Origin of the sequence: Micromonospora sp. NPDC004551, from assembly GCF_040609975.1 — a bacterium.
Taxonomy (GTDB): Bacteria; Actinomycetota; Actinomycetes; order Mycobacteriales; family Micromonosporaceae; genus Micromonospora.
In genome coordinates this window covers 1-18800 of sequence record NZ_JBEXLM010000034.1, presented here as the reverse complement: position 1 = coordinate 18800, position 18800 = coordinate 1, and the positions used below count along the sequence as shown (strand labels likewise).

The window sequence follows — 18800 nt, the reverse complement described above, 5'->3', positions numbered from 1 at the left end:
GCCACCGGGAAAACGCCGGGGCGGGCCACTACGGTCAGCGGGGCGGATCGGTTAACAAACTTTTCCAGGAGGACGGGTGCGCGGCCTGCGGCGCTGGTGGAACGACACGGCGGGCGGGCTCCCCGCCACCTTCTGGTACCTCTGGTCCGGCCTGCTGATCAACCGGGCCGGCGCGTTCGCCATGCTCTTCCTGTCGCTCTACCTGACCGCCGCGCGGGGCGCCTCGGCGTCGCTCGCCGGCCTGGTCGTCGGGGCGTACGGCGCCGGCGGCGCGGCCGGCACGCTGCTCGGCGGGGTCCTGGCCGACCGGTGGGGGCGGCGGTCCACCCTGCTCGCCGCCCACCTGGCGGCGGCCGGGCTGATGGTGGCGCTGGCGTTCAGTGAGCATCTCGTGGTGATCGCCGTGCTGGCCGCGCTGGTCGGAGTGGTGCACTCGATGCCCAGCCCGGCCTTCGTCGCCGCCATCGTGGACGTGGTGCCGGAGGCCCGCCGCTCGCGCGCGTTCAACCTCCAGTTCTGGGCGTTCAACCTGGGGATGGCGGTGGCCTCGCTGCTGGCCGGGGTGCTCGCCGAGGCGAGCTTCCTGGCGCTGTTCCTGGTCGACGCCGCGGCGACCCTGGCGGCGGCCGTGGTCATCGCGCTGAAGGTCCCGGAGACGCTGACCCGCCGGCCGGTCACCCTGCGCGCGGTGGCGGGCCGGCGGCCCGGACTGCACACCGCGCTGACCGACCGCACCTTCCTGACCTTCGTGGGGCTGACCTTCCTGCTGGCCGTGCTCACCATGCAGACCTCGACGATCATGCCGCTCGCGATGCGCGACGACGGCCTGCGCCCCACGGCGTACGGGCTGGTGGTGGCCCTCGGCGGCGCGCTGATCGTGGCCGGCCAGCTGTTCGTGCCCCGGCTCATCGAGCCCTACCGGAAGTCGACCGTGCTGGCGGTCTCCACCGGGCTCATGGCGCTCGGCTTCGGGGCGCTGACCCTCGCCGACGGCCTGCCGCTCTACCTGGGCGCGGCCGTGGTGTGGACGGTCGGGCAGATGCTCGCCGCGCCGCCGAACGCGCAGATCAACGCGGACCTCGCCCCACCCGAGCTGCGCGCCCGCTACCAGTCGGTGTTCTACCTGACCTTCCCGGCGGCGTCCTTCGTGGCGCCGGCGCTGGGCGGGCTCAGCCTCCAGCACCTCGGCGAGCGGCACTGGCTCGTGGTCGGTGCCCTGGGCCTGGTCGCGGCGGCCGGTCACCTGCTGGCCGGGCCGGCCCGGGAGCGCCGGGTCGCGGCGCTGCAAGCGGCGGCCGAGCAGGCGCGGACGGTGCCGGCGGCGCGTTGAGCGGCGAGGTCCCGGCGGGCGCTGAACGTCCCCGGAAACGGCTCGAGCGCCCACCACGACCCCCGTCGTGATGGGCGCTCGCACCGTACGCCCGGCGGCGGCGGGCGACCCTCACCCCCGTAAGCGTCGCCCGCTCGCGCCGCCGGTTCCTCGGGTGGCACCGTCCCCCAACGGTGGGATCCACCCGATCCCTCGCGCCTCGCTTGCGCGGATCTGATCGATCCGCCGCTCCCCCGAACGATTCCAAGCGTGGCGCGGTGCAATAAAGTTAGTTCGCCCGGATTCCGGATTCAACCTCGATTGCTGTCTTGCCCGTCACAGCACCCGTGTCGCAAATCCGGCTGTCCCCTGCTCCGGTCTCTTCCCTGGCCAACAAGCGAATCCCCGCCGGCCATTCCCCTAAACCTCAGGCGTCCTCGCGATTCGGGTTCTCGGTGCGGAAGAAGTTGCTCTGCCGCCCGTCCCGCATCTGCTCCTGGTAGATCAGGTTGAGGCCGCGCAGGTCGAAGGTCCGGAACCAGTCGTCCCAGGTCACCTCGCGGATCCGGCTGCTCTCCCGGTATCCGGGGATGTTGAACGTCAGGACGCCGGGGCGGTCACCCTTCTCGGTCCCCGCGATCGTGGCCGGCTTGGCCCCCCGGGCCCGGGCCCAGCGCTGGATGACCTCGTGATTGGTCGTCACCAGGCTCCGCCCCGGACGCTCCGGACGATCGTCCAGCGACGTGATCTGCTGGGACGAACTCACCGAACGCGAGGCCGACCGGCCGCTGCGGACCTGGGTGGCCGTCGCGGCCGTGGCCCGTGCCAGGGCCGGCCCGGGAACGGTGGCCGCCTTCTTCGCCGGCACCACCTTGGCCCGAGCGCTTGTGGTCTTCTTCGCCGGCGCCGCCTTCGCCCGGGTGCCCGCGGCCTTCTTCGCCGGGGCGGCTCTCGCGCCCACGGTCTTCTTCGCGGGCGCGGCCTTCGCCCGGGTGCCCGCCGCCTTCTTCGCGGGGGCCGCCTTTGCCCGGGTGCCCGCCGCCTTCTTCGCGGGGGCCGCCTTGGCCCGGGTGCCCGCCGCCTTCTTCGTCGGGGCCGCCTTCGCGCGGGCGCCGGTGGCCTTCGCGGACGGCGCGGCCTTGGCCCGCGACGGCGCGGTCTTGCGCGCCGCGGTCGTCTTCTTCGCCGCAGCCGTCTTCTTCGTCGCCGACGGCCGGCCGGCCGGGCCCGTGCTCTTCCGAGCCGCCCCGCCCTGCTCCGACCGCAGCCTCCGGACCAGGGTCTTCACCAGGTCCGGCTTGCGCATGGCGGAGAGTCCGGAGACCCCGCGCCGGCGCAACTGGCCCCGGATGTCGTCGACCTTCATCCGGGAGATCTCGGATTCGGAAACGCCCGGCGTGTTCGCCGTCTGGTTGCCGGGCTGGCGTTTGGTCCTCGTCGCAGTCGTGCCGCGACTTGAGCTGTTTCGCTGAGCCATGGGACACGCTCCTCGACAGTCCGTCCTCGGCACGCGGTGGGTCCCAAGTGCCGCACCGCGCGGTGCGGCATACCCGTCAGGACGGGTCCGAACCTCCGGCGGCCGACCGGGCCGGGGTCGAGGGCTCGAAGAGATGCGCGAACGCCGCCAGATTGGCCGTCGACTCGCCCCGCTTGACCCGCCACTCCCACTCCCGGCGGATGGCGGTGCCGAAGCCGATCTCCAGCATGCTGTCGAAGGACTCGTCGGCGTAGGTCAGCACGGCCCCGAGCAGGCGGTCCAGTTCGTCCTCGTCCACACCGGCCAGGTTGACCCGCCCGGTCAGGTAGACGTCGCCGACGGCGTCGATGGAGAAGGACACCCCGTACATCCGGGCGTTGCGCTGGAGCAGCCAGGCCCACAGCTCCTCGCGGCGCTCGTCGGGCTGGCGCATCACGAACGCCTCGACCCGCAGGGCGTGCTCGCCGACGATCAGGTTGCAGATCGTCTTGAGCTTGTGGGTGCCCGGCAGGGTGACCGCGTACGACGTCTCGCCGGTGGACTCCCACTCCAGCTCACGCTCGGCGCAGACGGCCTCGATCAGCGCGGCGACCTCACTCCTGCGGCTCATCGCACCCACTCTACGGCCGCCCGGCGGAGGCCGCCGGGCCGGCGAGGCTCACCAGGAGCAGGTGAGCGCGGGGTCACCGAGCCGGCCGGCCAGCCGGACCCGGTGCTCGGCGATCGCCTCGCCGTAGATGGCGAGCAGGCCGGAGACGGTGCGGTGCCAGGAGAAGTCGAGGGCGTGCCGCTGGGCGCCCCGGCCCAGCGCGGCCCGGCGCAGCCGGTCGGGCAGCAGGCGGGCGAGCGTACGGGCCCAGTCGACCGGGTCGTGGCCGTCGATGAGCACCCCGCTGACGCCGTCCCGGACCGCGGTGACCAGCCCGCCCACGGCGGCCGCCAGCACCGGCGTCCCGCACGCCTGGGCCTCCAGCGCGACCAGCCCGAACGACTCGTTGTGCGAGGGCACCGCGACCAGGTCGGCCGCCCGGTACAGGGCGGGCAGGTCGTCGCCGGTCTGCGGCGGGAGGAACCGCACCCGGTCGGCGACGCCGAGCGAGCCGGCCAGCTCGATGAGGGCGGTGGGACGGTCCAGCCCGGTGCCGCTCGGGCCACCGCAGATCACCACGGTCACCTCGTCGGCGAGCGCGGGCTCCCGCTCGCGCAGCGCGGCGACCGCCCGGATCAGCACGTCCGGGGCCTTGAGCGGCTGGATCCGGCCGACGAAGGCCACCACGTAGCCGTGGGCCGGCAGGCCGAGGCGGCGGCGGGCCGACAGCATCGCGGCGTCCCGGTCGCCGCGGGCCGGGCGGAACCGGTCCAGGTCCACGCCGGGCTCCACCACGGCCACCCGGGCCGGGTCGGCGTCGTACCGGTCGATCAGGTCGCGGGCCTCGGCCCGCGTGTTGGCTACCAGCCGGTCCGACTCGGCGACCACCTGTTCCTCGCCGATGACGCGCGCCTTGGGCTCGGGCCGGTCCCCAGCGGCGAGCTGGGCGTTCTTGACCTTGGCGAGCGTGTGCGCGGTGTGCACCAGCGGCACGCCCCAGCGTTCCTTGGCCAGCCAGCCCACCTGACCGGAGAGCCAGTAGTGCGAGTGGATCAGGTCGTAGTGGCCCGGCGGGCGGGCCGCCTCGGCGCGGAGCACCCCGGCCGTGAAGGCGCAGAGCTGGCCGGGCAGTTCCTCCTTGGTCAGCCCCTCCAGGGGGCCGGCGGTGACGTGCCGGACGCTCACCCCGGGCGCCATCTCGACCACCGGCGGCAGGTCGCCGGAGGTGGCCCGGGTGAAGATCTCCACCTCGACGTCGGCCTCGGCCAGCCGCCGGGCGACCTCCAGGATGTAGACGTTCATGCCGCCCGCGTCGCCCGTGCCGGGCTGGTGCAGCGGCGAGGTGTGCACGGAGAGGGTGGCGATCCGGCGTGGCCGCGGCCACGGCAGGGCACCTCGCTGACGACCGACACCGGTGTGCAACTCCGCCACGTCCGCTCCCTCTGTCACGGTTGATGCCGTCCCGCACGACCGGCGCTTCTCGGTCAACCTCCGCGCCGGATGTCATCTTCCCCATCGGGCTTCGGAAATGCGTCTCGGCGGGTCCCGGGCGTGACGGACCTCATCACCGCGCGGAGCGGGGCGCCGGGTGAGAATGACCGGATGACCTCAGTCGCCATCGTCACCGGGGCGTCCAGCGGGATCGGCGCGGCCACCGCCCGCCGGCTGGCCGCCGAGGGTTTCCACGTGCTCGCCGCCGCGCGGCGTACCGACCGGCTGGCCGGCCTGGTCGCCGAGATCGAGGCGGCCGGCGGCGCGGCCACGGCGGTGGAGTGCGACGTCACCTCCGACGAGTCGGTCGCCGGACTGGCCGCCGCGGCCGCCGCCACGCCGGGTCCGGTAACCCTGCTCGTGAACAACGCCGGCGGGGCGCGCGGCCTGGACCCGGTGGAGTCCGCCGACCTCGGCGACTGGCAGTGGATGTACGACGTTAACGTGCTCGGCACCCTCCGGGTCACCAAGGCGCTGCTGCCTGCCCTGGAATCCTCCGGCGCCGGCACCGTCGTGATCGTCAGCTCCACCGCCGGGCACGTCGTCTACGAGGGCGGCGGCGGCTACACGGCGGCCAAGCACGCGCAGACCGCGATGGCCGGCACGCTCCGGCTGGAGTTGTGCGGCCGACCGGTCCGGGTGATCGAGATCGACCCGGGCATGGTCAGGACCGAGGAGTTCGGCCTCGTGCGGTTCGGCGGCGACGCCGACCGGGCCGCCGCGGTCTACGCCGGCGTGGCCGAGCCGCTGGTCGCCGAGGACGTGGCCGACTGCGTCGCCTGGTGCGCCACCCGCCCGCACCACGTCAACATCGACCAGCTCGTGGTCCGCCCGCTGGCCCAGGCCGCTCAGCACAAGGTGCACCGGACCTCCTGATGGTCCGGCCGCTCGGGGTCGTCACCCGGGGCACGACGAATCCGAACCGGCTCCGGCGGGTGGACAACTGGATCGCCGCGACCTGTGGTGACGCCCTGCGCGACGCCGCCGACCCCCTCGTGGTCGATCTCGGCTACGGCGCCACCCCGGTCACCGCCGTCGAACTGCGGGCCCGGCTCGCCGCCGCGGTCCGCGCCGACGTCCGGGTGGTCGGGCTGGAGATCGATCCGGTACGCGTGGCCGCCGCCCAGCCGGCCGCCGACCCGCCCGGGCTCACCTTCGCCCGGGGCGGCTTCGAGCTGGCCGGGCTGCGTCCCGCCCTGGTCCGCGCGTTCAACGTGCTGCGTCAGTACGACGAGGGCGAGGTGGCCGACGCCTGGCGCACGGTCACTGACCGGCTCGCCCCGGGTGGCCTGCTGGTCGAGGGGACCTGCGACGAGCTGGGGCGGCTCGGCGGCTGGGTGCTGCTCGACGCGGCCGGCCCGCGCACGCTGACCCTGGCCGCGAAGCTCACCACCCTGGAGAGCCCGGCCCAGCTCGCCGAGCGGCTGCCCAAGGCGCTAATCCACCGCAACGTTCCCGGCGAACCGATCCACGACCTCATCCGGGCCCTGGAGGGCGCCTGGCAGTCGACGGCCGGCTACGCCCCGTTCGGCCCCCGCGACCGCTGGACGCGAACCGTGGCCGCGGTGAAGGCGGCAGGCTGGCCGGTCCAGGACCGACCCCGCCGCTGGCGCCTGGGCGAACTGACCCTCCCCTGGCCGGCGATCGCCCCCACCGTCAGATCGCGCAGTTGATCAGGACGGGTTCGGGGTGGAGGGTTACCGCGAAGCGGGTTTCCACGCCGGTGCGGATCTCTCGGGCCAGGGCGAGCAGGGCTGCCGTGCTGGCGTTACCGGTCCGGTTTGTGAGGGCCAGGGTGTGTTTGGTGGAGATGGCTACGCCCTCGGGGCCGGCGTGGCCCTTGCCGAAGCCGGCCTTGTCGATCAGCCAGGCGGCGCTCACCTTGACCCGGTCCCCGGGGCACGGCCAGGACGGCGGTTCGCCCACGTCGGCGGCGCGCTCCCGCAGCACCTCATACGCCTCCCGCTCCAGCACCGGGTTGGTGAAGAACGAGCCCACCGACCAGGTGTCCGGGTCCTGCGCGTCGAGCACCATGCCCTTGCCGGCGCGCAGCCGCCGCACGGTGGCCCGCGCCTCCGCGAGCGGCACCCGGTCGCCCACCTCGACACCGAGCGCCCGGGCCAACTCGGCGTAGCGCACCGGGCCGGAGAGCGGGGAGCGGGTGAGCCGGAAGTCGACCGAGAGCACCACCCAGCGGTCGCTGTACTTGAAGATGCTGCCCCGGTAGGCGAACCCGCAGTCGGCGGCCGGGATCCGGACCACGGTTCCCTCGGTCCGGTCGTACGCCTCCACGGCCGTGATCGTCTCGGCCACCTCCTGCCCGTACGCGCCGACGTTCTGGATCGGGGTGGCACCGGCCGAGCCGGGGATGCCGGAGAGGCACTCCAGCCCCGACCAGCCGCGCTCGACGGTGGCCGCGACCAGGTCGTCCCAGGGCTCGCCGGCCTCGACGCGTACGGTGACCGTCCCGGCGTCCTCGGCGACCACCTGGAAGCCCCGGGAGCGGATCAGCACGACGGCGCCGGGGAAGCCCTGGTCGCCGATCACCACGTTGCTGCCGCCGGCCAGCAGCAGGACGGCCTGTTCCCGCGCCTCCGCCTCCTGGACGGCCCGGACGATCTCGTCGGCGCTGCTGGCGATCTCCAGCCGACCGGCCGGGCCGCCGAGGCGCAGCGTGGTGTAGCGCGCCAGGGTGGCCGGGTCGATCGGGTCGGCTCCGGTCGTCGGTTCGGCGTAGACGTCTGACACGCCTCTCACCCTAGGCTGAGGGGTAGCCGCGGCACCCACTGGTGGCCCGGTCACCCCCGGGAGGATTGCGATGAGCAGACTGCACGGCACGAAGGACTTCTGGATCGGCGCGTTGCGGACGGAGGGTCCCGCCTTCGCCGCCGCCGTCGCGGAGGCGCCTCCCGAGACACCGGTGCTGTCCTGTCCCGGCTGGACGGTCTCCGACCTCGCCCACCACCTCGCCCGGGTCTACGTGTGGGTGCGCACGGTGGTGACCGCCGGGACGGCCAGCCGCCCAGAGCGGCACGATCCGGAGCCGCCGGCCGGCCTGACCCCGGCCCAGTGGTACGGCCAGGAGTACGAGCGGCTCATGGCGCTCTTCGAGGCGCTCGACCCGGAGGCCCCGGCCTGGAACTTCGCCCCGCAGCCGAAGAAGGCGGCCTTCTGGCCGCGCCGGATGGCGCACGAGACCGCGGTGCACCGCTGGGACGCCCAGCTCGCCATCGGCGCGGGTGAGCCGATCGAGGCCAAGCTCGCGGCCGACGGGGTGAGCGAGGTGCTGGACACCTGGCTGCCGGCGGGCCGGCGGATCCAGCCCGGCCAGTGGCACGGGGTGGTCCAGCTGACCGCCACCGACGCCGCCCAGGAGTGGTACCTGCGGCTGCGCGGCGAGGGCATCGCCCTGCTGGACACCGCGACGATCCTCGACCACGACGAGCACCGCGCCCGCGCGCAGGTCACCGGCACCGCCAGTGATCTGCTGCTGGCGGTGATGGGCCGGATCAGCTTCGACGCCCTCGGGGTGGCCGGCGACCGTCGCCTGCTCGACGGGCTGCGCGTGGGCTGAACCGGGCTGACCCCGCCGGGGGGTCGTGCGGACATCGGGCGGAGAGCGGCGTTTCCCACCGGAACGCACTCTCCGCCCTTTTCCGGACGCCGTGAGAGCGCTCTCTTGACATGGCCCGGGGTTACCACCACCCTGTCGTGAGAGCGCTCTCTGAGTACCGGAACCGCCCGCCACCACCCGATACACCTAGAGGGGTCAGATAAGAGATGGTCACCTTCACGCGCCGCCGCCTGGCCGCGGTGGCCCTGGTCGCCACCACCGCGCTGCTGGGCGCCACCGCCTGCGGGGGCGGTGACGACGAGGCCGCCGCCGGTGGCCCGGTCACGCTCACCGTCGATGTCTTCGGCCAGTTCGGCTACGAGCAGCTCTACAAGGAGTACATGGCCGCCCACCCCGACGTGAAGATCGTCGAGCGGGGCACCGGCAGCAACCTGGACGAGTACTCGCCGAAGCTCACCCAGTGGCTCGCCGCGGGCAAGGGTGCGGGCGACATCGTCGCCATCGAGGAGGGCCTGCTGGTCGAGTACAAGGCCAACCCGCAGAACTTCGTCAACCTGCTCGACCACGGCGCCGCCGACCTGAAGGGCAACTTCCTGGACTGGAAGTGGAACCAGGGGCTCACCGCCGACGGCAAGCAGCTCATCGGCCTCGGCACCGACGTCGGCGGCATGGCCATGTGCTACCGCAAGGACCTGTTCGCCAAGGCCGGGCTGCCCACCGACCGCGAGGCGGTCTCGAAGCTCTGGCCCACCTGGGCGGACTACATCCGGGTCGGCGAGCAGTTCAAGGCGAAGAACACGGGCGCCTCGTTCCTCGACGCGGCGACCAACACGTTCAACACCATCCTGCTCCAGACCGCCGGCAACACCACCGGCTACAGCTACTACGACACGAGCGACAAGCTGGTCGTCGACAGCAACCCGGCGGTGCGGCAGGCGTACGACACCACCATGGACATCATCGACTCCGGCCTGTCCGGCAGGTACGGATCGTGGTCGGAGGAGTGGGTCTCCGCGTTCAAGCAGTCGAAGTTCGCGACCATCGCCTGCCCGGCCTGGATGACCGGCGTCATCGAGGGCAACGCCGGTGCGGGCGCCAAGGGCAAGTGGGACATCGCCCAGGTGCCCGGCAACGGCGGCAACTGGGGCGGCTCCTTCCTGGCGGTGCCGAAGCAGAGCAAGCACCAGGCCGAGGCGATCGAGCTGGCGAAGTTCCTCACCAGCGCCAAGGGCCAGATCGGCGCGTTCAAGGCCAAGGGCCCCCTGCCGTCCTCCCCGCAGGCGCTGGCGGACCCCGCGATCGTCGACTCGACCAACGCGTACTTCTCGGCCGCCCCGGTCGGCAGGATCTTCGCCGAGGGCGCCAAGAGCCTGAAGCCGGTCTACATGGGCCCGAAGAACCAGGCCGTACGCACCGAGGTGGAGAACGCCGTCCGCACGGTGGAGCTGGGCAAGCGCAGCCCGCAGCAGGGCTGGACCGACGCGGTCGCGAACGCCGAGAAGGCCGCTGCCAAGTAACCCGAGCCAGGCGTGCGGGCGGTCCCCGGTCCACGGGTGCCGCCCGCACTGCGGAAAGGAGTCCCGGGCCATGGCAGTCCAGCTCGACGCCCGCCCGCCGGTCGCACCGGCGCCCGGCACCAACCGCCCCTCGCGGGGCGTCCGGCTCAGCCGGTTCGACACGAGATACTCGCCCTACCTCTACATCGCCCCGTTCTTCCTGCTCTTCGGGGTTTTCGGGATCTACCCGCTGGCGTACACCTTCTGGGTCTCCCTGCACGACTGGGACCTGCTCGGCGCCGAGCACCCGTTCGTGGGGTTCGACAACTACAGCCAGCTGCTGGCCGACCCCGACTTCTGGCACTCGGTGGTCAACACCCTCGGCATCTTCGTCATCTCGACGGTCCCGCAGCTGCTGCTCGCCCTCTGGCTGGCCAACCTGCTCAACCGGCAGCTCCGGGCCCGGACCACCTGGCGGATGGCGGTGCTGATCCCGAACGTCACCTCGACCGCCGCCGTGGCGATCGTCTTCGCGGTGCTCTTCGGCCGCGACTTCGGCATGGTCAACTGGCTGCTCGACCACGTCGGTGTCGACGCCGTCGACTGGAAGGCCAACCGGCTCGCCTCCTGGGTGGCCATCTCCGCCATGGTCGACTGGCGGTGGACCGGCTACAACGCGCTGATCTTCCTGGCCGCCATGCAGGCCATCCCGCGCGACCTCTACGAGTCCGCCGCGATCGACGGCGCGAACCGGTTCCGGCAGTTCTGGTCGATCACCGTGCCGCTGCTCAAGCCGACGATCATCTTCGCGGTCATCATCTCCACCATCGGCGGCCTCCAGCTCTTCACCGAGCCCCGGCTGTTCAACTCCGGCACCAACGCGATCCGCGGCGGGCCGCTGCGCGAGTCGCAGACGGTGACCATGTACATGTTCGAGAACGCCTTCGCGCCGCACTACAACTTCGGCTACGGCTCGGCCATCGCCTGGCTGCTCTTCGCCCTCATCGCGGTGGTCGCGGCGGTCAACGTCCTGCTCCTCCGCCGGCTGGGCGGCGGCGCGCGCAAGGAGGACTCCCGATGAACCGCCTCTGGTCGGCCGGCCGGCTTACCTACCTGGCGCTGGCCGTCACGGCCCTGATGTCGATCTTCCCGATCTACTGGATGTTCGTGGTGGCCAGCCGGACCAGCGACGCCATGGGCCAGGTCCCGCCCCCGGTCACCCCCGGCGGCAACCTCGGCGCCAACATCGCCCGGCTGTTCGACAACACCGACGCGTACTTCCTCACCGGCCTGGTCAACTCGGCGATCGTGGCCGGCACGGTCACCGTCTCGGTGGTCTTCTTCTCGACCCTGGCCGGGTTCGCCTTCGCCAAGCTGCGCTTCCGTGGGCGCAACGCGCTGCTGCTGGTCATCGTGGCAACCATGATGGTGCCCACCCAGCTCGGCGTGATCCCGCTGTACCTGCTGATGACGAAGCTGAACTGGAACGACCGGCTGCCGGCGGTCATCGTGCCGGCGCTGGTCACCGGGTTCGGCGTGTTCATGATGCGCCAGTACGCCGGCCAGGCGGTCAGTACCGAGTTGATCGAGGCGGCCCGGATGGACGGCTGCAACACGGCGCGGATCTACTGGAACGTGGTGCTGCCCGCGCTGCGCCCGGCCGCCGCCGTGCTCGGCCTGCTCACGTTCATGACCACCTGGAACGACTTCCTGTGGCCGTACGCGGTGCTCAACGATCCGGAGAACCCGACCGTGCAGCTGTCGCTGCGGGCGCTGTCCGACGGCTACTACCAGGACATGTCGCAGGTGTTCACCGGGACCGCGATCGCCACCCTGCCCCTGCTGCTGGTGTTCGTCGCGTTCGGCCGCCAGATCATCGGCGGGATCATGGAGGGCGCGGTGAAGGCGTGACGGAGCGGCCCTGCCGTCGACCTGCGCGGCCATCTCGTATGGTCGTTGCTGGACAACGTCGAATGGGCCGAGGGCTGGTACCAGGAGGTGGCCTCCCGGAACGGGCTGTGACGAGGTGGTGGTGACGGGGATGACGACGGCGCAGCGGCCGACCCTGGAGGCGGTGGCCAGACTGGCCGGGGTGTCCCGGGCGACGGTCTCGCGGGTGGTGAACGGCTCCACCACCGTCGCGGAGCCGATCCAGCAGGCGGTCCGCCGAGCGGTCGAGGAACTGGGGTACGTCCCGAACCTCGCCGCCCGCAGCCTGGTCACCCAGCGCACCGACTCCGTCGCGCTGGTCCTGCCCGAGGCGGCCACCCGGGTCTTCTCCGACGACCAGGTCTTCCCGGGGATCATCCGGGGTGCGGCCCAGGAGCTGGAGGCGGCCGACAAGCAGCTCGTGCTCATGCTGGCGGGCTCGCCTGCCGGGCACGAACGGGTCGAGCGCTACACGACCGGGCGGCACGTCGACGGTGTGCTGTTCGCGTCCCTGCACGGCGAGGACCCGCTTCCCGGCCGGCTGGCCCGGCTCGGCATCCCGGTGGTGTGCAGCGGTCGCCCGCTCGACGGCGCCGAGGTGCCGTACGTCGACGTCGACCATGTCGGCGGGGTGGCCGAGGCGGTCCGCCACCTGATCGCAAACGGTCGGCGGCGGATCGCCACCATCGCCGGGCCGCAGGACATGGTCGCCGGCATCGAGCGGCTGATCGGTTACCGGGAGACGGTCGCCGCCGCCGGCCTGCCGGAGCTGATCGCGTACGGCGACTTCACCCGGGAGTCCGGCACGGCGGCCATGCGGCAACTGCTCGCGGCCGATCCCGAGCTGGACGCGGTGTTCGCCGCGTCCGACCTGATGGCGCACGCCGCGCTGCGCACCCTGCGCGAGGCCGGCCGGCGGGTGCCGCACGACGTCGCGGTGATCGGGTTCGACGACATCGAGACGGCGGCGTACACCGAGCCGCCGCTGACCACGGTGAAGCAGCCGATAGTGGAACTGGGCCGGGCGATGACCCGGCAGCTGCTCCGGATCGCCGCGGGCGAGCAGGTCGAGCTGGCGCTGCTGCTCCCCACCGAACTGGTCGTCCGCGACTCGGCCTGAGCGGCGGGTCCCGCCCCACGGGCGCGGTAATCCCGTCGCCGGCCGCGGGCGTCGGCTCTAGGGTCGCCGGATGACTGTGATCCGATCTGCCCGGCCCGAGGACGCGCCCGGTGTGGTGGCGCTGCGCACCGCCGTCCACCCGTACCTGGTGCGCGGCGTCGAGTCGACCCGCCGCATGATCGCCCAGCCGCCGCCGGAGGAGGACTGGGCGGCCTGGGTGGCGGAGGCGGACGGGCAGGTGGTCGGCTGGGTGTCGGCGTACCGGAACAGCCACACCTCGGCGGCGAACGTCGGCGAGGTCTCCACCCTGCACGTCCACCCGGAGCACCGGCTCCGGGGAGTCGGCACGGCCCTCTTGAACGCCGCGCTCGCCCACCTGCGCCGCATCGGCACGAAGCGGCTGCTCACCGGATCCCAGCCGGAGTCACTGCCGTTCGCCCGCCGGCACGGTTTCACGCCCAGCCGCGAGCTGCGCTACTCCGCGCTCGACCTCCGGCCCACCCCGCCGATGCCCGAGCCGCCGCCCGGCGTGCGGCTGCTCACGGCCACCGAGGTGGACCCGCGCCGGATCCACCGGGTGGACGCCGAGGCGTCGGTCGACGAGCCGGGCGACGTCCCGACGGACGCGCTGGGCTACGACCTCTGGCACCACGAGGTGTGGGACAACCCGGGGCTGGACCGGGACGCCAGCACGGTGGTCGAGGTCGACGGCACGCCGGTTGCCATCAGTCTGGTCAAGCGGGACGGCGACCGGATGTGGTCGGACTTCACCGGCACGATCCCCGAGCACCGTGGGCGCGGACTGGCCCGGCTGGCGAAGGAGGCCGCACTGCACCGGGCGGCGGCCTCCGGGGTACGCACCGCGTACACCTCGAACGACGAGGCGAACGCACCGATGCTGGCGGTCAACGCCCGGCTCGGCTACCGGCCGGTGGCCAGCCAGTGGTCCTGCGTCCGCGACCTCACCTGAGGCCGGCGAAGAGGTCGTCCTCCGGCAGCGAGACCGGCACCCGGGCCTCGGCCAGCTCGTAGTCCTCGGTCGGCCAGACCCGCCGCTCGATCTCCCGGGAGTGGGCGAAGAACGGGTGGGCCGGGTCGGCCTGGGTGGTGTGCGCCAGCAGCGCCCGGTCGCGGGTGGCGAAGTATCCGGCGCACTCGACCCGGGTCGTCACCCGGGGCTCGGGCAGGTCCTCGGGCAGCTCCCGCAGCACCTCCTCCATGGCCGAGGGCAGCCCGGCCGCGAGCGTGGCGTCGTGCAGGACCCGGAACCAGGATCGGCCGAACGAGAGCAGGTAGTAGAGCTTCGCCGCCGCCCAGGCCGGGCCGCTTCCCGGATAGGCGGCGGAATCGGCGGCGGCGGCGAAGGTGTGCCGGGCAACCCGATGGGTCAGCAGGTGGTCGGGGTGCGGGTAGCCGCCGCTGGGGTCGTAGCTGACGATCACCTGGGGGCGGAACTCGCGGACCAGCGCCACCAGGGGTGCCGCCGCCACGTCGACCGGGAGCCGGGCGAACGCGTCGGCGGGCAGCTCGGCCCCGTCGCCGGGCAGTCCGGAGTCGACGAAGCCCAGGAACCGCTGCCGCACCCCGAGCACGGCCGCGGCGGCGGCCATCTCCGCCGCGCGGGCCCGGCCCAGGTCGGCGCGAACCTCCGGCCGGTCCGCGGCCGGGTTGAGGATGTCGCCGCGCTCCCCGCCGGTGCAGGTGGCGACCAGCACGTCCACCCCCTCGGCGGCGTACCGGGCCAGGGTGGCGGCGCCCTTGCTGGATTCGTCGTCGGGGTGGGCGTGCACGGCCAGCAGCCGCAACGGGGTGGACATGTGGCTCCTCTCGTCAGCTCCGGTCGAGGCCGGCGGCCAGTTGCGCGAACGTCCGGCAGCCGGCCTCGGCGAGAACCGCCGCCACCTCGTCCTCGCCGTGCCCGGCCCGGATCAGCCGGAACGCCTCGTCGAACAGCACCCGGTAGGCACCGGCGAGTTGCGCGGCGAGCACCCGTACGGGCAGGTCCTCCGCGCCGGTCCCGCGTTCGGCCGCGAGCCGGGCGGCCAGGGCTCGTTCGCGCAGCTCGTGCAGCTCCCGCAGCCGGGCGGTGAGCGCGGGGCTGTCCTCGATCAGCCGGACGAACGGCTCGCCCGCGAAGCCGACCAGGGCGTCCCGGCGGGCCACCGCCTCCACGTACCGCCGGTGGAGCGCGGCCAGCACCTGTTCCCCGGCGGGCCGGTCGGCGACCGCCGCCGCCAGCAGCGCGACGAAGTCGTCCGCGATGTCGAGGGCCAGGTCCTCCTTGCGCGGGAAGTAGTTCGTCACGGTCATCTTCGCGACCCCGGCCGCCTCGGCGATCTCGGCAATGGTGACCCGCTCGTAGCCCCGGGCCAGGAACAGCCGGGTCGCCACGTCGGAGATCGCCTGCCGGGTCAGCCGCTTCTTGCGGTCGCGCAGTCCCTCACTCACCCGGACACTATATGTGCTCGACCCAAGTTTAGGTCAAGCATAAATTTCCTCAGCCCGCCGCGGCGACCCGGACGGCGGCGGCGTAGGTGTCGGCGCCGAAGAGCACCAGCCGCGCCTCGACGACGTACCTCGGGGTGGCCGCGTGCAGCACGGCCAGCGCCTGGGCCACCGCGTCCTCGACCGGCCAGCCGTAGATGCCGGCGGAGATCAGCGGGAAGGCCACCCGCGCCGCGCCGAGCTCGTCGGCGATCCGGAGGCTGTTGGCGTAGCAGTCGCGCAGCAGCGCCGACCGGTCCTCGCGCGGGGAGTACACCGGACCGACGGTGTGCACCACCCAGCGGGCCGGCAGGTGGCCGCCCGTGGTGGCGACCGCCTGGCCGGTGGGCAGCCCCCGACCGTAGCGGGAGGCGCGCAGCGCCCGGCACTCCTCCAGGATGGCCGGCCCGCCCCTGCGGTGGATCGCGCCGTCCACACCCCCGCCGCCGAGCAGCGAGGAGTTGGCCGCGTTGACGATCACGTCGACCTGCTGTGTGGTGATGTCCCCCTCGATCAGGACCGTCTCCATGTCATCCCTCCTCGACGACGGACTGCCCGAGCGACCGGCGGGCCAGCAGGGTGGCCCCGGCCACGGCGGCCGGCATGACCAGCACCGCGCCCAGCGGGATCAGGAAGCAGAGGAAGACCGCCACCCCGAAGCCCAGGGTGGTCGGCCGGTCCGCCCTGAGCAACGACCGCCGCTCCGGCAGTCGCATGCCACGCCGGTAGAACGGCGCACCGACCAGTTCCAGGGCGAGGAACCAGCCGCCCACCAGGGCGCCGACCACCGGGACCACCGTCTGCCCGACCAGCGGGATGAAGCCGGCCACGAAGAGGGGTACGCCCACCAGCGCGGAGATGGCCACCAGGCGCAGCGAGTCGAGGATGCTGCGCCGCATCGAGGCCCAGAACGGCACCTCGACCGCGCCGGGCGTGCCGCCGAGCCGGTCCTCCACCCGCTCGGAGATCTTCTCGTAGAACGGGTCGCCGACGGCCAGGGTGACCGCCGTGAAGGTGAGCACCCCGAGGAGGCCGGCCAGTCCGACGACGGCCAGCCCGGCCGCCACCCGGATCAGGCTGCGCCAGGTCCCCGACCAGTCGTCCGCGAACGGGGTGACCAGCGCGGCCAGATCGTCCACGAAGTACAGCAGGGTGGCGAACAGGACCACGAAGAGCAGGCCGGAGATCAGCGCCGGCACGATCCCGAGCAGCATCAGGCCGGGGCTGCGGACGTAGAGGCCGAGGCCGCGCAGCAGCAGGCCGGCGCCGCCGAGGAATCGGGTGACGGCGCCGGTCACGGGCGCGGCAAGGCGGGGTGCGTCCACGATCGGAGAGCCTAGTCCCGTGGGTCACCCGTTGAGATACGCGAGCACGGCCCGGACCCGGCGGTGCGCGTCGTCGGCGGGCGGCAGGTCGAGCTTCGCGAAGATGTTGGTGATGTGCTTCTCGACGCTCACCGGGGCGAGCACGAGGGCCGCGCAGATCGCCGAGTTCGACATCCCCTGTGCCATCAGCCCCAGCACCTCGCGTTCCCGCGGGGTGAGCGCGTCCACGCCGGACCGCCGGCTGTTGCGCGTGAAGAGCTGGCGCACCACCTCCGGATCCATCACCGTCCCGCCGGCCGCCACCCGGTCCACCGCGTCCAGGAAGTCGTCCAGCGCGGTCACCCGGTCCTTGAGCAGGTAGCCCACCCCGCCCCGGCCGTCGGCGAGGAGCTCGGCGGCGTACGCCCGCTCGACGTACTGCGACAGGATCAGCACCCGGGTGTCCCGCCCGTCGGCCCGCAGCCGGAGCGCGGCGCGCAACCCCTCGTCGCGGAAGCCGGGCGGCAGCCGGACGTCCACCAGGGACAGGTCGGGCCGGTGCCGCTCGACGGCGTCGAGCAGTTCGTCGGCGTTGTCGACAGCGGCCACCACCTCGTGCCCGGTGTCGGTGAGCAGCCGCACCAGCCCGTCGCGGAGGAGCAGCAGGTCTTCGGCGATCACGATGCGCATGGCAGCTCCGCGTGGAGGACGGTGGGACCGCCCGGTGGACTGGTGAGGGTCAACGTGCCGTCCAGCGCCTCGACGCGGCGGCGCAGCCCGTCCAGACCGCTGCCGGCGAGGTCGGCGCCGCCCTTTCCGTCGTCGGTCAGGCTCACCGTCAGCGTGTCCGTGCCGCGAGCGAGGACGATCGTGCAGCGGGCGGCGTCGGCGTGCTTGGCGGCGTTCGCCAGCCCCTCGGCGACCACGAAGTAGGCCGCCGACTCCACCGCGGCCGGGTGGCGCGCGTCCGGATCGCCGCTGAGCCGGACGTCGAGCGGGCTGTCCGCGGCCAGTGCGGCGAGGGCGGCGTGCAGGCCCCGGTCGGTGAGGATCGGCGGGTGGATCCCCCGGACGAGCCGGCGGAGTTCGGCCAGCGCCTCGTCGAGCTGGGACCGGGCCAGGTCCACGTCAGACACGGCGGGGCCGCCGGCCCGCAGTTTCCGGGCCGCCAGGGCCAGGGTCATGCCGGCCGCCACGATCCGGGCCTGCGCCCCGTCGTGCAGGTCGCGCTCGATCCGCCGCAGCTCGGCGGCCTGCGCGTCGACGACCCGCGCGCGGGTCTCGGCGAGCCGGGCCGCCTCGCGGACGAGACGCAGGTGCGCGCCGGGCGCCAGCAGGGCGCGCGCACCGGAGGCCACGCCCCGCGCCAGCACCCGGAGCAGCCAGGCCGCCACCGGAAGCAGCAGGAGTCCGATCGCGGTGAGCGCGAACCGACCCGGCGTGGTCGTGAGCAGGGGCCGCAGCGGCCACGGCGCGTTCCCGTTCGGCACCGCCCACAGCCAGAGGGGCGCGAGGACGGCGGCCACCGGCACGACGGCCAGCACCGTCCCCGCCACCCCGGTGACCAGCCCGACGGGAAAGCACACCACCAGCCACGCCAGGTCCCGCCAGGTGGCCGGCTGCCGGGCGACGGCGGCGACCCGCTCGCGCACCGTGCCGGGCGCGGCCGGCTCGTACGGCTCGTCCAACGGCCGGCCGAGGACCCAGCCGGCCCGGTGGCGCTCGGCGGTGGCGAGCCGGCGGGTCACCCAGGCCGCGCCGAGGAACACCGGGCCGCCGAGCTGGGTCACCGAGAGCAGGCCGACGGTGAGCAGCGCCGCCACGGTCCAGGCGAATCCGGCGGCGCCGGCCAGGAGCCCGGCCGCCAGGTACGCCACGCTCCGGGCGGTCGCCGTCGTCACGCGGCGGATCGTAGCGGCCCGGGGCCCCCGCGGCGTGCCGGGGGGGGCCCGGGAGCACAACATCACCAGATAGGTAGTGCGGGGGGGTGGGAAAGAGTGTTATTATTCGGGTGTATTAGAAGGTGG

General features: G+C 73.3%; 19 protein-coding genes. 9 read left to right on the top strand and 10 right to left on the bottom strand.

Going from position 1 to position 18800, the window contains the following annotated elements; genetic code table 11:
- The first annotated feature begins 76 nt into the window (after positions 1-76).
- The gene (locus ABZW14_RS29075) at positions 77-1330 is read left to right on the top strand and encodes an MFS transporter (protein WP_355352566.1); all 1254 of its coding nucleotides are present in this window, start codon (positions 77-79) and stop codon (positions 1328-1330) included.
- Positions 1331-1736: 406 nt separating this feature from the next.
- Here the strand turns inward: ABZW14_RS29075 and ABZW14_RS29070 are convergent, their stop codons facing one another.
- The 3 genes from ABZW14_RS29070 to mshA all read right to left on the bottom strand — a co-directional run bounded on the left by ABZW14_RS29070 (position 1737) and on the right by mshA (position 4806).
- Positions 1737-2786 (bottom strand): hypothetical protein, encoded by a 1050-nt coding sequence (locus tag ABZW14_RS29070; protein WP_355352563.1) that lies wholly within the window; start codon positions 2784-2786, stop codon positions 1737-1739.
- Between the two features lie 76 nt (positions 2787-2862).
- Complete coding sequence (locus tag ABZW14_RS29065; protein ID WP_355352560.1) at positions 2863-3396, bottom strand: YbjN domain-containing protein; 534 nt, start codon at positions 3394-3396, stop codon at positions 2863-2865.
- Between the two features lie 48 nt (positions 3397-3444).
- Positions 3445-4806 (bottom strand): D-inositol-3-phosphate glycosyltransferase, encoded by a 1362-nt coding sequence (mshA, locus tag ABZW14_RS29060; RefSeq protein ID WP_355352557.1) that lies wholly within the window; start codon positions 4804-4806, stop codon positions 3445-3447.
- Positions 4807-4977: 171 nt separating this feature from the next.
- Here mshA and ABZW14_RS29055 point away from each other — a divergent pair, with 171 nt between their 5' ends.
- A complete protein-coding gene (locus tag ABZW14_RS29055) occupies positions 4978-5742 on the top strand; it encodes an SDR family NAD(P)-dependent oxidoreductase (RefSeq protein WP_355352554.1) in 765 nt (254 codons plus the stop codon).
- Complete coding sequence (locus tag ABZW14_RS29050) at positions 5742-6539, top strand: class I SAM-dependent methyltransferase (RefSeq protein ID WP_355352551.1); 798 nt, start codon at positions 5742-5744, stop codon at positions 6537-6539. The genes ABZW14_RS29055 and ABZW14_RS29050 overlap by 1 nt, the downstream gene beginning before the upstream one ends.
- On the opposite strand, the gene ABZW14_RS29045 is transcribed toward ABZW14_RS29050, so the two are convergent.
- A complete protein-coding gene (locus ABZW14_RS29045) occupies positions 6523-7557 on the bottom strand; it encodes a UDP-N-acetylmuramate dehydrogenase (protein WP_355352688.1) in 1035 nt (344 codons plus the stop codon). The genes ABZW14_RS29050 and ABZW14_RS29045 overlap by 17 nt on opposite strands.
- A gap of 127 nt (positions 7558-7684) precedes the next feature.
- On the opposite strand from ABZW14_RS29045, the gene ABZW14_RS29040 reads away from it, so the two are divergent.
- The 6 genes from ABZW14_RS29040 (at position 7685) to ABZW14_RS29015 (ending at position 13955) form a co-directional block, all read left to right on the top strand.
- Entirely contained in the window at positions 7685-8440 is a 756-nt protein-coding gene (locus ABZW14_RS29040; RefSeq protein ID WP_355352548.1) for a maleylpyruvate isomerase family mycothiol-dependent enzyme, read from the top strand.
- Positions 8441-8646: 206 nt separating this feature from the next.
- Entirely contained in the window at positions 8647-9957 is a 1311-nt protein-coding gene (locus ABZW14_RS29035) for an extracellular solute-binding protein (RefSeq protein WP_355352546.1), read from the top strand.
- A 70-nt stretch (positions 9958-10027) separates the two neighbouring features.
- Positions 10028-11017, top strand: a complete 990-nt coding sequence (locus ABZW14_RS29030; protein ID WP_355352543.1) for a sugar ABC transporter permease — start codon at positions 10028-10030, stop codon at positions 11015-11017.
- Positions 11014-11847, top strand: a complete 834-nt coding sequence (locus ABZW14_RS29025; RefSeq protein ID WP_355352540.1) for a carbohydrate ABC transporter permease — start codon at positions 11014-11016, stop codon at positions 11845-11847. The genes ABZW14_RS29030 and ABZW14_RS29025 overlap by 4 nt, the downstream gene beginning before the upstream one ends.
- A gap of 130 nt (positions 11848-11977) precedes the next feature.
- Positions 11978-12985 carry a LacI family DNA-binding transcriptional regulator gene (locus tag ABZW14_RS29020; RefSeq protein WP_355352537.1) on the top strand — a complete coding sequence of 336 codons (1008 nt, stop codon included), beginning with the start codon at positions 11978-11980 and terminating at the stop codon, positions 12983-12985.
- A gap of 70 nt (positions 12986-13055) precedes the next feature.
- Complete coding sequence (locus ABZW14_RS29015) at positions 13056-13955, top strand: GNAT family N-acetyltransferase (RefSeq protein WP_355352534.1); 900 nt, start codon at positions 13056-13058, stop codon at positions 13953-13955.
- On the opposite strand, the gene mca is transcribed toward ABZW14_RS29015, so the two are convergent.
- The 6 genes from mca to ABZW14_RS28985 are packed head-to-tail and all read right to left on the bottom strand — an operon-like array spanning position 13948 to position 18674.
- Positions 13948-14802: a mycothiol conjugate amidase Mca gene (mca, locus tag ABZW14_RS29010; protein WP_355352531.1), complete on the bottom strand. Its 855-nt coding sequence runs from the start codon at positions 14800-14802 to the stop codon at positions 13948-13950. The genes ABZW14_RS29015 and mca overlap by 8 nt on opposite strands.
- 13 nt (positions 14803-14815) lie before the next feature.
- On the bottom strand, positions 14816-15433 hold the full coding sequence (locus tag ABZW14_RS29005) for a helix-turn-helix domain-containing protein (protein ID WP_355352528.1): 618 nt from the start codon (positions 15431-15433) through the stop codon (positions 14816-14818).
- Between the two features lie 49 nt (positions 15434-15482).
- Positions 15483-15998 (bottom strand): O-acetyl-ADP-ribose deacetylase, encoded by a 516-nt coding sequence (locus ABZW14_RS29000; protein ID WP_355352525.1) that lies wholly within the window; start codon positions 15996-15998, stop codon positions 15483-15485.
- A gap of 1 nt (position 15999) precedes the next feature.
- On the bottom strand, positions 16000-16794 hold the full coding sequence (locus tag ABZW14_RS28995; RefSeq protein ID WP_355352522.1) for an EI24 domain-containing protein: 795 nt from the start codon (positions 16792-16794) through the stop codon (positions 16000-16002).
- A 24-nt stretch (positions 16795-16818) separates the two neighbouring features.
- Positions 16819-17463 carry a response regulator transcription factor gene (locus ABZW14_RS28990; protein WP_355352519.1) on the bottom strand — a complete coding sequence of 215 codons (645 nt, stop codon included), beginning with the start codon at positions 17461-17463 and terminating at the stop codon, positions 16819-16821.
- Positions 17451-18674 (bottom strand): sensor domain-containing protein, encoded by a 1224-nt coding sequence (locus ABZW14_RS28985; RefSeq protein WP_355352516.1) that lies wholly within the window; start codon positions 18672-18674, stop codon positions 17451-17453. Before ABZW14_RS28985 ends, ABZW14_RS28990 begins: the two co-directional genes overlap by 13 nt.
- Positions 18675-18800: the final 126 nt, after the last annotated feature.